At 35.1% G+C, this 15,052-nt stretch carries 17 protein-coding genes; 9 read left to right on the top strand and 8 right to left on the bottom strand.

Annotated features, from left to right (window positions below; all coding sequences use genetic code 11):
* Positions 1-41 precede the first annotated feature (41 nt).
* The 8 genes from AC6CHS_RS09135 to AC6CHS_RS09100 all read right to left on the bottom strand — a co-directional run bounded on the left by AC6CHS_RS09135 (position 42) and on the right by AC6CHS_RS09100 (position 10,185).
* Positions 42-1,406, bottom strand: coding sequence for an FAD-dependent oxidoreductase (locus AC6CHS_RS09135; RefSeq protein WP_498235729.1), 1,365 nt, complete (start codon positions 1,404-1,406; stop codon positions 42-44).
* Between the two features lie 20 nt (positions 1,407-1,426).
* Positions 1,427-2,260, bottom strand: a complete 834-nt coding sequence (locus AC6CHS_RS09130; RefSeq protein ID WP_498235728.1) for a carbohydrate ABC transporter permease — start codon at positions 2,258-2,260, stop codon at positions 1,427-1,429.
* A complete protein-coding gene (locus AC6CHS_RS09125; RefSeq protein WP_498236450.1) occupies positions 2,250-3,077 on the bottom strand; it encodes a carbohydrate ABC transporter permease in 828 nt (275 codons plus the stop codon). Before AC6CHS_RS09125 ends, AC6CHS_RS09130 begins: the two co-directional genes overlap by 11 nt.
* A 158-nt stretch (positions 3,078-3,235) precedes the next feature.
* Entirely contained in the window at positions 3,236-4,501 is a 1,266-nt protein-coding gene (locus AC6CHS_RS09120) for an ABC transporter substrate-binding protein (protein WP_498235727.1), read from the bottom strand.
* A gap of 101 nt (positions 4,502-4,602) precedes the next feature.
* Positions 4,603-5,340: a response regulator transcription factor gene (locus tag AC6CHS_RS09115; protein WP_498235726.1), complete on the bottom strand. Its 738-nt coding sequence runs from the start codon at positions 5,338-5,340 to the stop codon at positions 4,603-4,605.
* Positions 5,333-7,198, bottom strand: a complete 1,866-nt coding sequence (locus AC6CHS_RS09110) for a cache domain-containing sensor histidine kinase (RefSeq protein ID WP_498235725.1) — start codon at positions 7,196-7,198, stop codon at positions 5,333-5,335. Before AC6CHS_RS09110 ends, AC6CHS_RS09115 begins: the two co-directional genes overlap by 8 nt.
* 133 nt (positions 7,199-7,331) lie before the next feature.
* Positions 7,332-9,431 (bottom strand): FIMAH domain-containing protein, encoded by a 2,100-nt coding sequence (locus tag AC6CHS_RS09105; RefSeq protein ID WP_498235724.1) that lies wholly within the window; start codon positions 9,429-9,431, stop codon positions 7,332-7,334.
* 235 nt (positions 9,432-9,666) lie between these two features.
* Positions 9,667-10,185 (bottom strand): YkvA family protein, encoded by a 519-nt coding sequence (locus tag AC6CHS_RS09100; protein WP_498235723.1) that lies wholly within the window; start codon positions 10,183-10,185, stop codon positions 9,667-9,669.
* A gap of 309 nt (positions 10,186-10,494) precedes the next feature.
* Here AC6CHS_RS09100 and AC6CHS_RS09095 point away from each other — a divergent pair, with 309 nt between their 5' ends.
* The 9 genes from AC6CHS_RS09095 (at position 10,495) to AC6CHS_RS09055 (ending at position 15,034) form a co-directional block, all read left to right on the top strand.
* Positions 10,495-10,839, top strand: a complete 345-nt coding sequence (locus AC6CHS_RS09095) for an RDD family protein (RefSeq protein ID WP_498236448.1) — start codon at positions 10,495-10,497, stop codon at positions 10,837-10,839.
* A 632-nt stretch (positions 10,840-11,471) separates the two neighbouring features.
* Entirely contained in the window at positions 11,472-11,651 is a 180-nt protein-coding gene (locus AC6CHS_RS09090; protein ID WP_498235722.1) for a hypothetical protein, read from the top strand.
* A gap of 377 nt (positions 11,652-12,028) precedes the next feature.
* Positions 12,029-12,214 (top strand): hypothetical protein, encoded by a 186-nt coding sequence (locus tag AC6CHS_RS09085; protein WP_498235721.1) that lies wholly within the window; start codon positions 12,029-12,031, stop codon positions 12,212-12,214.
* Positions 12,215-12,422: 208 nt separating this feature from the next.
* On the top strand, positions 12,423-12,677 hold the full coding sequence (locus AC6CHS_RS09080) for a DUF3021 family protein (protein ID WP_498236446.1): 255 nt from the start codon (positions 12,423-12,425) through the stop codon (positions 12,675-12,677).
* A 28-nt stretch (positions 12,678-12,705) separates the two neighbouring features.
* Positions 12,706-12,873, top strand: coding sequence for a hypothetical protein (locus AC6CHS_RS09075; RefSeq protein ID WP_498235720.1), 168 nt, complete (start codon positions 12,706-12,708; stop codon positions 12,871-12,873).
* Positions 12,874-12,976: 103 nt separating this feature from the next.
* A complete protein-coding gene (locus AC6CHS_RS09070; RefSeq protein WP_498235719.1) occupies positions 12,977-13,288 on the top strand; it encodes a hypothetical protein in 312 nt (103 codons plus the stop codon).
* A 145-nt stretch (positions 13,289-13,433) separates the two neighbouring features.
* On the top strand, positions 13,434-13,835 hold the full coding sequence (locus AC6CHS_RS09065) for a disulfide bond formation protein DsbD (RefSeq protein WP_498235718.1): 402 nt from the start codon (positions 13,434-13,436) through the stop codon (positions 13,833-13,835).
* A gap of 666 nt (positions 13,836-14,501) precedes the next feature.
* Positions 14,502-14,801, top strand: coding sequence for a DNA-binding protein (locus AC6CHS_RS09060; protein WP_498235717.1), 300 nt, complete (start codon positions 14,502-14,504; stop codon positions 14,799-14,801).
* A gap of 62 nt (positions 14,802-14,863) precedes the next feature.
* The gene (locus AC6CHS_RS09055; RefSeq protein WP_498235716.1) at positions 14,864-15,034 is read left to right on the top strand and encodes a hypothetical protein; all 171 of its coding nucleotides are present in this window, start codon (positions 14,864-14,866) and stop codon (positions 15,032-15,034) included.
* Positions 15,035-15,052 lie beyond the last annotated feature (18 nt).

The following is a 15,052-nucleotide window of genomic DNA, read 5'->3' as shown; positions in this document are numbered from 1 at the left end:
TGAACAATTGCTCCACTGTTCACAGGTCGAATATCATCCTATTAACTTAGTATTGCATCATTACCCCTTAACGTATCCTGTAAAAGTTGCACAGACAGATCTCTTGGTTTACACTTCTCTTTCGTTGATAATGCTGCTGCTGTACCTGCAGCTTCACCTAATGCCAAACATATAGCTTGCACTCTAAACGATCCCAAAGCTTCATGTGTAGCAGATATACATCTTCCGGCCAATAATAAATTATCTAGCCCCACAGGCACCAAACTACGATATGGAATATCATAATGTGTACCCTTTGGTAATTTATAAATCTCTGTCTTATCCGAATCAGGAGAATGAATATCAATCATATAACATGATTGAGCAATCACATCATCAAACTGTCTTTCCTCAACAATATCTTCTTGATTGATTACGTAATCACCCATGATTCTTCTCGTTTCACGAATTCCAAGTTGAGGTGCTGTGGTAACAAGTTGTGCATTTTCAAATCCTGGAACAAATTTCTTCAAGAACTCAATACCATCAAGGGCCTGCTCTCGCCCTAAAATTTCTGCCTCTGTCAATTCCTTTGGATCCAAAGCATTTTTTCCTTGAATTCGAACAAAATTAACACCAACTACATCATCAAGCCACGGTACAGTAAAAATAGAAGCAACATGGTCACGATTTACTTTCGTAAGATAGCCTTTCTTTTTCGCTTCAATAATCTCTTCCTGAAAACCTGTAGCGTTTAAAAAGAATCTACCGTCTTCAGCTTCCCAGTATCCCCTTTTACCTTCTTCATGAAGCTTTTTACCCACTTCATGAATATTCACGTTTCCAAGCATATACATGAGTGAAGATGGCTGTGTTCCTCCGTCTTTATCTCTTCCAATTTTATATTCTGCTCCTGCCCGTGCTGCTAAATCTCCATCACCAGTAGCATCAATAAATTGTTCTGCAACGATTGCTTCCCTTCCAGCCTTACTTTCAATAATGATTGCTTCAACTTTCCCTTCATTAGTAACAGCATCTACTATCGATGTGTGACATAAAATTTCGACACCTGCTTTCTGAAGGAGTTCGAATGCTAACATTTTGTAAATCTCCGGATTAAACGGTTCCCATCCCTTTCTCGCCGTCTTAATCAAACCATTTCGTTCATATAATTTTTCCCGTATTTCTTTAAAAATTCCACCGATAATAAATCGTTTTTTATCATGGTATCCATAAGCAAAAGATGTTACCATACCAGCTGTTCCCATGCCACCAAGGAATGCATGGTGTTCAATTAGAATCGTTTCTGCGCCTGTCCTTGCTGCACTTAAAGCCGCTCCAATTCCAGCTGGACCACCCCCACAAACTACCACCTCTGCTTCTGTTCGAATTGGTAATGTTTTCGCTGCTTCATTAATCGTCTTCATAGTAAAACTCCTCTCCATGATTATTCCTTCGATCCACTCATCGCTAGACTTTCAATAAATTGTTTCTGAGCAAAGAAGAAAACAATTAATACAGGTAGAGTAGCTAATACAGAAGCACTCATAAGTAGATCCCATGCTGTACCTGCTTCATCTGTAAATAATGAAAGCCCAAGTGGTAAGGTCATTAATTCCTGAGATTTTATAAAAATCAAAGGCTGTAAAAATTCGTCCCAACTAGTGAGAAATGTAAAGATTGTTACGGTAGCTAAAGCTGGTTTAGATAAAGGAAGCATAATTTGCCAAAAGATCCGCCACCTCGAACAACCATCAATTCGCGCTGCTTCTTCTAAATCTTTCGGTATCTGTTTAAAAAATTGTCTCATCACAAATACTGCGAATGCTCCTCCAGAACCGAAAATTGGGATTAATATTAATGGAAGATGTGAATCAATGAAACCTAGGTCACGCATAAATAAAAATAACGGAATAATCGTAACCTCTGCTGGTATCATCATGACACTTAAAAATAAAATAAAGATTAAATTGTTACCAGGAAAATTGATACGAGCAAACGCATAGCCTGCCATCGAAGCTAGTAACAAAGTTCCTATGGTGACTGCTACACCTATATAAATGCTGTTAAATAATTGCCGAAGAAAATACGTATCCGTTAATACCGTGATGTAACTTTCGACATTTATTGAACTTGGTATAAACTCAGGAGGAAAAGTAAAAATTTGGGTCGGATCTTTCAACGACGTGGATAGCATCCATAGAAATGGCATAAGCATGATGACTGCAATTGAAATTAGCAGAATATATTTCGGGAGTATTCCCCAAAAACTAGTCTTCATTGTATACCCACCTCTTTCTCAGTTGCCATTGAATCAACGTGAAAATCAAAATAATAAAGAATAAGATAAAGGCTGCCGCTGAAGCATATCCTAAATCAAATAATTGGAAAGCCTTTTCCCAAATGTAATAGACTAACACTTTGGTACTGTTTTCAGGACCACCACGTGTCATAACGTAAATTTGTGTAAAGATCTTCATGGCACCGATGATCGTGATGATCGTGGTTAAAAAGATGGTGGGAGTAATAATTGGAAGTGTTATGTTTTTAAACTGGCTCAATCGATTAGCACCATCAATTCGAGCAGCTTCATATAAATTATGCGGTACTAATTGTAAACCTGCTAAGAATAAAATCATATTCAACCCAACATTTTTCAATACACTTGTTACAATAACGACAGGCATTGCGAGATCTTTATTGAATAACCAGTTCTTCCCCTCGCCACCGAACATCTCAATAATCTGATTAACAAAACCATAATCGGTAGCAAACATGTACTTCCAAACGATTGCCCAAACCACTAATGACGTTACGACTGGAACAAAAATGGTTGTTCGAAAAAAACCAATTCCAGCTAGTTTTTTATTTAATAATAGAGCTAATCCTAATGCTAACAATATATTTAGGGGTACTAACCCACCTGTAAATACTAAGGTGTTTTTAAATACTTGCCCAAATTCATCATCATTTATAATAGATTGATAGTTATCTAATCCGATAAAACTTGCTTCACCCAGTAATGGCCAATCCGTTAAACTCATATATAATGCAAATAAGATTGGCCCAAACATAAATAAAGAAAAGCCTATAAACATAGGACTAATAAAAAGCCAACCAGAGATCGTATCACTAGTTAAACGAAAAGGCTTATTTGCTGATACTTTTGCTTTCTTTTTATTTTCTTCACTCATTCTTTCACCTCTTCCAAACTGCGCTTAACATCCCCCTACCCCTCGCGAGATAGGGAGAAATTTTATTTAGATAAATGTTCTTCCATACGTGTTCTCATTTCTTCTAATATCGATTTAGGATCAGCTGTCTGTCCAAATAATTGATCTAGCCCATATAGAATCTCATTATCAATATTTTGCCATTCCTGATGAATAGGCATAACACGCGCATTATCACTTGGATTAAGAATCGCTAATTCCATACTCTCTCTAGATGGGTTCCCTGGTTGTTCAATAAATTCATCTGAATTCAGCACAGAATTTCGAGGTGGTGCAAAGTAAGTAGATGTTGCAGTCATACCTTCTTTACTTGCAAAAAATTCAATTAGATCTTTAGCTTCTTCGGGATGCTCTGTCCCCTCAAACATGACATAACCTGCCTGCCCCATTAACGGGAAACTCCCTTCAGGACCAGCTGGTACAGGTGCGATGTCCCATTCAAAATCTTCAATTTCTCTTGCAGTTGACGTGTAACTATACACATCGAAAAACATTCCAACGTTTCCTGCTTCAAAGGCAACTTGATCTCCAGCCTTTGGATGTGATTCATCTTCAAACATCATTCTTTCTAGCATGCTTAATGTTTCCACACCTGCATCTGAATCCCATGTGAATTCAGTCACTTCTTCATTAAATAAGTCACCACCATATGACCATGTATGTGCTAATAAATTCTGCCAATAATTCCATTCACGGAATAGGTTTGCTCCATATACTCCATCACCTTCAGCAATCTCCTTAGCAACCTCTTCAAATTTATCCCAATTCCATTCTCCCTTTTCCGCCAGTTCCGTTGGAGTCTCTAAACCTTTATCTTCAAATAGTGTTTTATTATAAAAAACGATGTGCGGAGGTGTTGAGAAAGGGATACCATATAGATTTCCGTCTGCCTCATATTGGGTTAACGTACCTGGAATGATATCGTCATAATCGAACTCTTCTGCATCTTTTAATGATGATAAATCTTTCAAGATGCTATTATTAATAAACTGTGGGACCATCCGTTCCGCTGCCCATCCAATATCAGCTAATTCCTGACCTGCTGCTAGAACCGTCATCTTCTGTTGATAATCTGCAAAAGGTGTTGTTTCAAAGGTGACCTTTACATTTGGGTGTTCTTCGTAATATTCATCTAACAAATCCTCGTATACAGCAATGTGATCATCATTACCCCACAATGCAAAAGATAACTCAATCGTTTCATCCTCATTACTCGATGTCTTATCATCGCCACATGCTGTAAGCGCTAACAACATACTGCAAAAAAATAAAAACAAAAGCTTTCTCAATAGAAATCCCCCCTTGGTTTGTATTGTCAAAACCAATTATAAATAAGCTATAGATGATAAAAAATACACTATATTTAATATTTAGTATCTTTTATAAAGATTTAATTTGAAAGGGGATTCCGCCTGTATTCTGAAGGTGTTTTTTTAGTATTCTTTTTAAATATCTTCATAAAATGCTTTTCACTTTGATATCCGGATAATTGAGCTATTTCATATACTTTTAGCTCCGTATCTCTAAGTAGCTGTTTCGCTTTATTCATTCGGATAGTTGTAACAAATTCCGAGAAGTTAATTCCTGTTTCCTCTTTAAACCATTGACTAAAATAACTAGGGTGAAGGTTTACAATTTCTGCTACAGTTTCTAATGATACCTCTTGATCAAGATTCTTCACGATGTACATACTTATTTTTGAAATGATAGGATGATCACTTTGGTGGACATTGCCTAGTTGATCGAACGAATTCTGATTTAATTCCTGTTCAACACTTTCCATCGTTTTCACAAATTCTGCTCGATTAATGGGCTTAAGTAGATAATTATGAACACCATTACGAATAGCTTTTTTTGCGTACTCAAAATCGTCATACCCACTTATGATAATAATGTATAGGTTTGGATAAAGGGTTCTAGCTTTATCGATTAAACTCATCCCGTCCATTTCTGGCATCCGAATATCAGTAATTAAAACGTCCGGGGTACTATGATGGAGGATTTCGAGTGCTCGCTTCCCATCACTTGCTTCCCCCGCAACCAAAAACCCCTTAGTTAAATCACGTATTAACACGTTAATTCCTTGTCTAATAATCTTTTCATCTTCCACTACTAAAACTTTATACATCTCTCTCCCCCTCTGCTTCGTTTAACCTATATGGTAGTCTTACAACTACATCTGTCCCGACATTCATTTGACTTGTGACGCTTAGTCCATACTCTTCACCGAATAATAGTTGTATTCGCTCATGAATGTTTTTAAGTGCTATACCTGTATGCTTAGGATTTGCTTCATGAATATTCATTCCATTTAACTTTTGAACTAATTTACTTTGAACTTCAGGAGAAATCCCTTTACCATTATCTCTAACTTGAATATATAAATCTTGAGCGTCCCTCCACCCACTAACCGTTATGTTTCCATAAATAGTTCCCGTATCTAAACCGTGTACAATTGCATTTTCTATGATTGGCTGCAATGTTAGCTTAGGAATCAAGGCTTCACTTATATCTGCAGGGAACTCTAAGAAAATTTCCAATCGATCTTCATACCGCTGTTGCTGGATTTTCACATAAGATTGTACAAAATCAAGCTCTTCTTTAATCTTAATTAGACTTGTTTTTTGGTCCACTGTATAGCGAATCAGTTTTCCAAGTGAGGAAACCATATCAGATATTTCATATTTCCCATTAATAATTGCCATCATATTAATAGATTCCAATGTATTGTATATAAAATGAGGATTAATTTGACTCTGTAACGCTTTAATCTCTGCATCTTTTTCACGAAGTTCTGTTTGATAGACTTGATGTATCAACTGGTTTATTTTCTCCATCATCCGATTAAAGCCATTAGAAAGTTCACCAATTTCGTCCTTCGCCTTGGTCTCCACCCTCTGGTTAAAATCCCCATTTTCAGCGAAGATCATTTTATCTCTCAAACGATAGATTGGTCCGGTTATCTTTTGTGTAACAAGTATTGCTAAAATAAATGTGATAATCATACAAATTCCAATTAAGATTATTGTAAGAACACGATGGCTCCTTGATGCTTCTAATACTTCTTCTTCTGGTATTAATACAGCAGACTGTATTTCCGAGTCTTTGGTATTTCGTATGATAGGTAAATAGTTTTTTTCATTATAAGTAATAATCTCTCTGGATCGATCACTATGCTCAACCTTGTCTAGGATTTCATTAAATTCTTCTTTAAATCTTCTATTGTCTTGAAATGAATGTACCTTATTATTATTAATTATTAAGTCGTTCGTACTTGTACCATCATCCGAATTTTGCATTTGTTGAAAAATGAAATTTTGGTCCTTGTCTACTAATAACACTAAAGCGTTTTCAGAAAAGTGTGTTTCATCTAACAGTTCTTTTATGTACTCAAGGCTAATATCAATTTTGATCATCCCTATATGTTCAAATGTTTCTAAATCACGTATTACTTTGCCAACAGAAAAAACTTGCTCGTGCTGGTTAAAAAAATAGGAGGGGGTATGAGTAGAAATTAGAATAGATTTCCCGTCAGCTTCTTGTATTTTTTTATACCACCTATCCTGCTGTAAGTTATGGTAGCGAGTTTGTATACGAGATGCTCCTAAGTTACTAAATATACTATTGTTATTCGTAATGATTTGTATTCCGCTTATTTCATTTCGGTCGTAAACCAATGTAGATATAAAGGAACGTATCTTATCTATTTCATCATGGCTCGGATAGTAGTAGCTTTCATTTGCTTCATGCTTTTTTAGTATTTCTAGTACATCATCGTCATAAAGGGGTAACATTGCCATACGATGTAACTCTTCAATTAGTTGATTAATATTTTGATTGACTTGGTCACTTATTTGTACCGAGTATGTATATGTTTGATCTTCCAGTGTATTTGAATACTCGTGGTACGTCATCATGCCAAGTAAATTTAATGGAACTAATATAACTGCTAGGAATAACATGATTACTTTCGTTTTGATTGACATATAGGTACATTCCTTTGAACTTGATTTTATATACTTATTTAGAATATATTAAATAATCATGATATTACAACTTTACTTTGTTGGAATCAACAAGAAACCTTCTAAACTTATTATTTAGAAGGTTCCGGTCTTATTACTCAAACGAATGAAGAATACGATCCACGTCCTCTATCAATTCTATCTTTGCCCTTTCAGACACAAACTTAGCTAATCCTTTATTTTCTAAATGCTTGATAAAATCATTTAAATGTTTGACCGCTTGTCGACCATGTCCCTTATTAAAGTGGTGTTCAAAGTGCTTCACTTTATTACTTAATAATTGATAAAGTGGAAATTGTAGATCACCACTATTACGATAGAAATCTAATGCCTCACGTAGATTCGTAACATCACCCTTTGGTAATAATGCACCTGTTCCTAACTTGATATAATCCAGATCCATATTAGCAGTGGCAGGTGAATCGGCACCTATTTTAATTAAGTTTGAACTACTATCTGTCCTAGAAGTTCCGCTCCACGTATATTCTCCATCTACCAAAACATCATATGTTGAATCAGTGTGTACAATCACTCGATACGTATGGTATTCGTCTGTATCAAGCGTAATAGATTCAGTAGGATTGGAAATTCTATTTTTCACCAGACCAGCATCCCCGTCATAAGATACAAATAGTGGATAAATACGTCCATTATTACGGATAGAAAATTCATTTCCAGTACTAACCGCATTCACTTTGGCACGCACTTCAAAAGTAAACGAATCAGTTGGTATGGAAAAGTTCGTTTTAGTTAGATAGTGATACGTACCATTTGTGCCAAATCTATCCTCTTGGATGGTAACAAATCCTTCATTCTGTGTGATAGTACCTGTCGTATTTCCCCCTTTTGTTATGGCCCAACCATTTTCAAAATTTGATAAGTCATCATCGATGATATTCCACGCAAAGTCATCATCTATTACATGAATAACTAACTTTTTCGATTCAACTGTAATCCCATTCAAAGTAGCTCGCACCCATATATCCGTATTTCCTTCCTGAAAACCATAAATTTCTCCATCAATAATTGTTGCGGTATCTGGATCTGATGAGAAATATTCTATTTTTACATTATCAGCATTTATCACTTCTCCATTATTTAACTTCAAATCAAGTTCCAATGGAATTGTACTTCCTGCTAGCAATGTTGTAGATTCGGTCGAAATAGTAACCGTACCTAAGTTTTCTAGCTCATCTTTTGGGACAGACTTAGCGAGAGCGATTTTCGTGCTTCCTCTTTGGCCAACTTCATAAAACATATAGATTGTGTCACCTTCTTGAATATAAGAACGAGAAGCAGCTCTTCCGTATTCCGGGTAGGCATCCGTAGATTCATAGTAGGCACCATGGTGTATTTCTTGGTCGAAATTTTCCCCTACCTCAACAAAATACTGATTCCCTGAACTTGCATGAACGGTTACATAGTGCTTACCATTCCATGGAAAATAATATCCACCTGAAAGATTTCCTTTATGGTCTATCTCACCATTTGCTGTAGGGGAAATAATAGGGTCCCTTTGGGTCTCCCATTCTCGACCATCATCAGACCAAGCTAGATATATTTTTCGATTTCCATTATTATTTCCCATCAACAACATGATATATTTATTTTGCTTATCAGGAATCGTGTATTCAAATACTCTTGCATAAGATGCTTCACTTATATCATTAAAATCTGCTGTCGTTACTACTTCTTTTTCATATTCAAAGTGAATACCATCTTCAGATGTTGCCAAGCGTGTTGTAGTGTTCTCTCCATGGAAATAAAGGAATAGTTTACCCTCTTCCTCATTCCATATTGGATGTGCAGAAGCAACATGTGATACAGCGTAATGTGGCTCCCATTGCTTACTTACTATTGGATTACTGTCATATTCCGTCCATGGTCCTTCTAAAGAGTCCGCATATGCTAGACTAATTCCACCAGGGCTATCATGGGGGCCATAGTACATATAATACTTACCTAATGGATTTTCAAAATATTCATGGGCCTTAATAACGGTAGGAAAATCATATTCATTCGTTGGATTATAATCCATATCATCTGGATCAATCACTACATCTTCAAATTTAAACACAGGGAAATCCGGCTTAATTTCCTCAGCATATGTAACTGGCTGAGAATTAAAGCTGAATGCAAAGTACAAGATCATAAATAAGACCGACACTAATGTAAGCGCTTTAGATTTACTCATTTGAAAGTTCCTCCTCTTTACTTTTAACTAAATAAGTTGAGACCGTCCCTCCTCCCTTTATTCAGAAAAGTTAAATTATTATTATCTATTGCATTATGATATTGTTTCTCTTTAAAATAAATCCTCTGATTTAAAGGAAAAGTATTCTTTTTTAAGGAGGATAATTGTTTTGAAGTGATTTAATATAAAAATAAAAAGCCCGCTCCCCAAAACTTCGGGAAACAGACTCACCCTATTATGCTCTACCTAATTTACTATCAATCTCTGATGTATCTACATTCTCGCCAAATAAGTCTTTTAATTTATCTTTGGCTTTCCTTTTCGTTGCATCATCCACATATATAGCAACCTGAATTAAAGCGAATAGTACCACACTTAAGTCATCAGCATATCCTGCACCAATTGCAAAGTCAGGGATAACATCGAGTGGTAAAATAAAGTAACCTAACGCCCCTACAATGGTTGCTTTCACTTTCATTGGAACATCTGGCTTCTGAAGTGTGTAGTACAGTAATAGCACAGCATAGACTACAGAGGTTCCGGCTTTCTTAGAAAACTTCTGTACCTTCTTCCAAAATTTCTCCTCTGAAAAATGCTCTTCGTGTTGGCTTATATCTTCAGCATCCAGCTTCTCTGCTTCGTCCTTTAAATCATCCACTAGTTCTTCTTCTATTTCAATTTCGTTGGTTTCCTCAATATTAGAAGACGATAGTTCGTCTAGCTCTTTTTTCTTCTTAAATGGATTCTTAAACATGAAATCCCTCCAAGTGGATTAGTACATTACTAGTCCATTTTACACCATAATTATCATTTAAAACACCATTGCAAATAACTGTGTACATTTCTTCTTACTCTTTTTTCCAGCAAAAGGGTTCAGTAGAAAATTCTCCTTGCTAATTTATTGTAAAAGTTTGCTTATATTTACTTTTCTGTTAACAATGTTTTTTCGAGTTAGAAAATGTTACCATTATTAGTATCTTTAGAGTTTTAAGGAGGCTCGGTAAAATGGTAAAACAGCTGGTTTTCAAGTTAGATTTATAGCATTATTTATTGACTTTATTGTCTGTACCATTGGTATTGGTTATTAAGCTTACTATTTTATGGACAGTTTTTTGCGTCTGATCAACACTTTATTACCGATTATCTAGGCGTATTATACTCCATCCTCTTACCCGTAATATGGCAGGGCCGTACAATAGGGAAACGTCTAAATCATATTCGCATAATGAAAACCAATGGTGAGAATGTGACACTAATAACGATGCTCATTCGAACGATTGTCGGCAATTTAATTTATTTATTTTCTTTTGGAATCTGTTTTATTATAAGTGCTTTTATGGTAGGTATGCGCGAGGATAACCGTTCTATTCATGATCTTATTGCCGGTACATATGTTACATATAAATAAGATCTTTTTATTAGAAAACGCATCATATAATTAACCTAAGGCGCTTCTTCTGATTGCTCTTTCCGGTTCGTTAATAATAGCATTACACATTAGGGGAAAATCATAGAGCCAATAAGGGAAGGAAGTTGTTTTTGTGAACAGAAAGTTTAAAGTAGTTTTATTGTGCATCCTTTTTGTTTTGCTGTTGTTTTTCTTAGTGTCCTGGTTGAGATTTGAATCATTTATTATAGGTTTGGAAGGTCCGTTTGCAAAACAGGATATTATGATTTCCCCGTTGTATTTGGGTTACTTCATTACCCTGATAAGTTTACCTATTGCTTATATTTTCAGTATGAGTAGATCAAAGAAAAGCAAATTCAAGATATGGGGAATTTTTATTATGGTACCAATTTCCTTACCGTTAGCCTATTCGATTGGTCTAACCTACTCTTTAATCGTGAGAAATCCTTGGGCAACAATGCTGATGTTCTATATATTCCCTTTGATATTTATCGCAGGACTTATTCTGTTATGTTTTGGGATTTTTAAGAAAATGAAGTAAGACAATTTTAAGTCATATGTTAACTGGCGTAGTTAAGTCTTACTATTATGTTGATTAATGCTATGTTAGAAAAAATAACAGGAGTGATTTTATGAAGTGCGATGCCTGTGGCAGAGAAATAAAACCAGGTGAGTTTATGGCAATATTAGCGAAATCTCCTACAAAATACCGTGTTGGGGCAACAGACGCGATTATCAAAAATTGGGTTAAAACTACTGATGGAGATATTTATTGTGAGCAATGTTTTGAGAACAGATTTAATTCAGCTTAAGCAATATGGCGCTTAAACTAAACCATCATATATTGGGATAGGGTAAGTAAATCGAGGAGGAGTAAAAAAGTTTATGAATATGATATTAATGTTTGGAGCATATGGGCTATTTTTAGTCCCAGTTAGTTGTGTCATTTTAGCTCTTAATATTTATAGGTCTATGCTAAAAGTGGAAGATAACAAACATATAGATCCTAACATGATATGGATAACAATTTCTTTCACGTACATAATATTTTACTTTGCTTTCTTATTGGCTATAGTTGCTTTAAAATAGCATTTATTTATGAGTAATGCGGTAATCGGGCGCCATTCTTGAATAAAAGTGGTCTTCATATTTGGTCCATTTTGCTTAATAGAGATGGGAGGGATAAATAATGGAAGGTTCATTTATTGGTACTATCGTGCTTTGGATTATAGGTTTAGTTATTCTATACTTCGTGATTTATACAGCAGTAAAGGATGGAATTAACAAGTCTCTCGTTGGTCAATTTATCGAGAAGAAATACAATGTTAAAGAGGAAAACAAATCATTCCTCGATAATGATTTAGATAGTGACTGAAAAACGATTTAAACAATCGAACTTTATTGCACCATAAGTGATTGGACTCATATCGCAAGCAGGCAATCATCTGTAAGATACTTTTGAAAGTAGGTTAAAACATGCTTATTGCAAAAGCTCTTTTAAGAGGGTGAATACCTTTCATTATTATGGGCGGTATTGCTTTATCATTATATTTTCAAGGTAAGTATTCTGATGCCAGAGGAACATTTGTGCCCAGTTTAATCGCTTTTTTGTCGGTGCAGCAATAGTTATTTATACTATTGACCATTGGAGTTTCGCCAAGCAAAGTGGTGTTCATTTTTTAATCATGTTGATAACAGTTTATCCAATACTATTGTTAAGTGGTTGGTTTACAGTTTCCTCTGCACTAGATGCTTTTAAGATATTTCTTCTTTTTATTTCAGTCGGTCTCGTTATCTGGCTTGTAATGTCTCTACTAGCTAAAATTTTTTCTTGGTAATTTTAAAAATCGGAAAGGAGAGAAGAACGTGGAATTCTTACTATTATTTGTTCCTTTGTTTTTCTATATCGGAATACCACTCGCTGTCATCTTCTTTTTAGTATGGATATATCAAATTAAAAAGAACAGCGAGTTAGGCGCTAGACAAAACCAAAGAATCATTCGTTTACTAGAGGATATTAGCAAAAAGTCTTGACTGCTTCAAATGTATGTGGCCATGATAGGCACGCTACAATTGGACGCTAACAAAGAGATAGGCCAGTTAATAGCATAATTATTAATGTTAGTGAGGGTGGGATATGAGAAAAAAATTAAGAAATTTAGGATATGTTTTATTTATGGCGGGTACCGTTTTATTCGGTATCATGCATCTCGCAATAGATTTATACATACCTAGTTCAGGAGGTTGGGGAGATCCACCCGGTCTGATAGCTACTGTTTTGTCTGAAATCGCTGGCTGGGTTCCTTATATTTTAAGCATTGTTTTAATGATTATTGGCGCATTTTTAATTGTTATTGATTTAAGTAATAACTCTAGCTTGTGGCAAAACCAAGATGGGAATATTAATGAAAGAAACCAGGAGCTAGGTGCAGAACAAAATAATAATTGAAACAAGATATAAAATCATGCTGTTAACCCACTGTTCTTTAAAAGGCCAGGCTGTGGAACAGTGAAACCTAAACATAAGTAAAACCGTATTATGAGGTGACAATAAAACGCGGCATCTCAATTTTTACGATGAGGTGGAAGATTAAATGAATAAAAAGGTATTTAACATAATCGGTTGGATATTGCTTATAGGAATGGGGTTTAATTGGTTTGTATTTCACTACTCAAGTTGGTACTTGTTATCGATTCCACTGGCTTCTATCTGCTTTTCAATTAGTGACGGCAGTATTAAAAAAATAAAAAAGATAAGAAAAATGTCGATATCGCAGATAGTTTTAATCTTGCTCTCGTTTGTTGTATCGGTCTGTATTGTATATGGACTTATTCAATTATCTAATTATGTGATTAACGATAGTTTAAATCTAACTGGATGGACCAAGACATTCAGCCAAATTATTGCTGTTATTCTTTCGTTGTACCCTGTTAAGTTTACATTTGGTAGTGTTGTTTATAAAGTAAACAATGATCTGAGAGCTAAAACATTATAAGTTTTGGCTATTGGATAAGTACCGAAATTGGGCGCTCTTCTGGAACAAGAATCAGCATTCGCGTTAGATATTAGGCCATTGAATTGAATATTGCAGGGAGTGATGGTTTATATTTTTTTCAAGCTGGACTTTATTTCAAGGTATTATAATTGCTCTACTGGTCGTTCTAGGTTTAATAGCAGATATATTTAAGAAAGATATAGGCGTACCCGCTTCTTCAACCAATGTCATAAACATACCACCGTTGATGACTGCTTTAATTTTAGTCATAATAATTGGTTCACTTAGTCTTTTCATGTACTTTCAAGTGAAAAAAAGTGACACATTCCTAAAGCATCGATTATGGGATAAAATGTATATAGTTATGCCGGTAATCGTTTTTATGTCTTTGGTTATTGTTATGATTCTGTTTTTGACGGGCCCACTAAGCGAGGTAACACAGAGCAATCGATGGCTTATATATGTAGTAATTTATTACATGTTATTTGTTATCAATATGACTGTTTTAGCAGTTATACATAAAGTAAAAAAGAATACTATATCCAATGAACATAAGATCGGTTATTCATTTGTTTGGACATCAATAGGTCTTTTACTCATTATTTTTATACTGTAACTGTCTTACTAGTTATTTAGATAAATTATGATCAGATATGGGGGATTAATATGGAATTTGATTCAATTTGGCTTGCATTAGGTATTGCTGCTGCAGGGTATTTTATAGGGAATGGGCTTAAAAACTTTAATAACCCGGATGCTAAAGATAGTCTCAGCGAACTCTTTAGCGAAGACGATGAACACGAATTAATTAAGGAAAATGAGGTCCACTACTTTATGGGTATTTCTAAAGAAGATGCGAAGAGCTTGATTCAAGAATATCCAGACATACCACACGTCTCTATAAATAATAAAATTTATTATCCTAAAGCTAAACTTCGTAAATGGTTATCTGATTTAGGAGCATAAATTGTAAAGTAATCGGGCGCAATTGCAGCATAAGTGAGAGTTGGATTGGGGTTATGCCAGATTTGAGTCACTATAGGGCATTAGAAAATGAAGTACAAGATGTTTTTAATAATGCGCGTCAGCAATGTGGATATATGTCAAAAGATGAAACAGAGGGGTTTTATAAATTATTTGAATGTCGAACACATTGGGAATACCGGTTACTTCCTACTTTTGATGGTATGGAACAGTAAAACTCGTTAAGCCCAACT

This window comes from Oceanobacillus sp. GQ8 (genome assembly GCF_059758495.1).
This window is presented reverse-complemented; position numbering and strand designations above follow the sequence as displayed.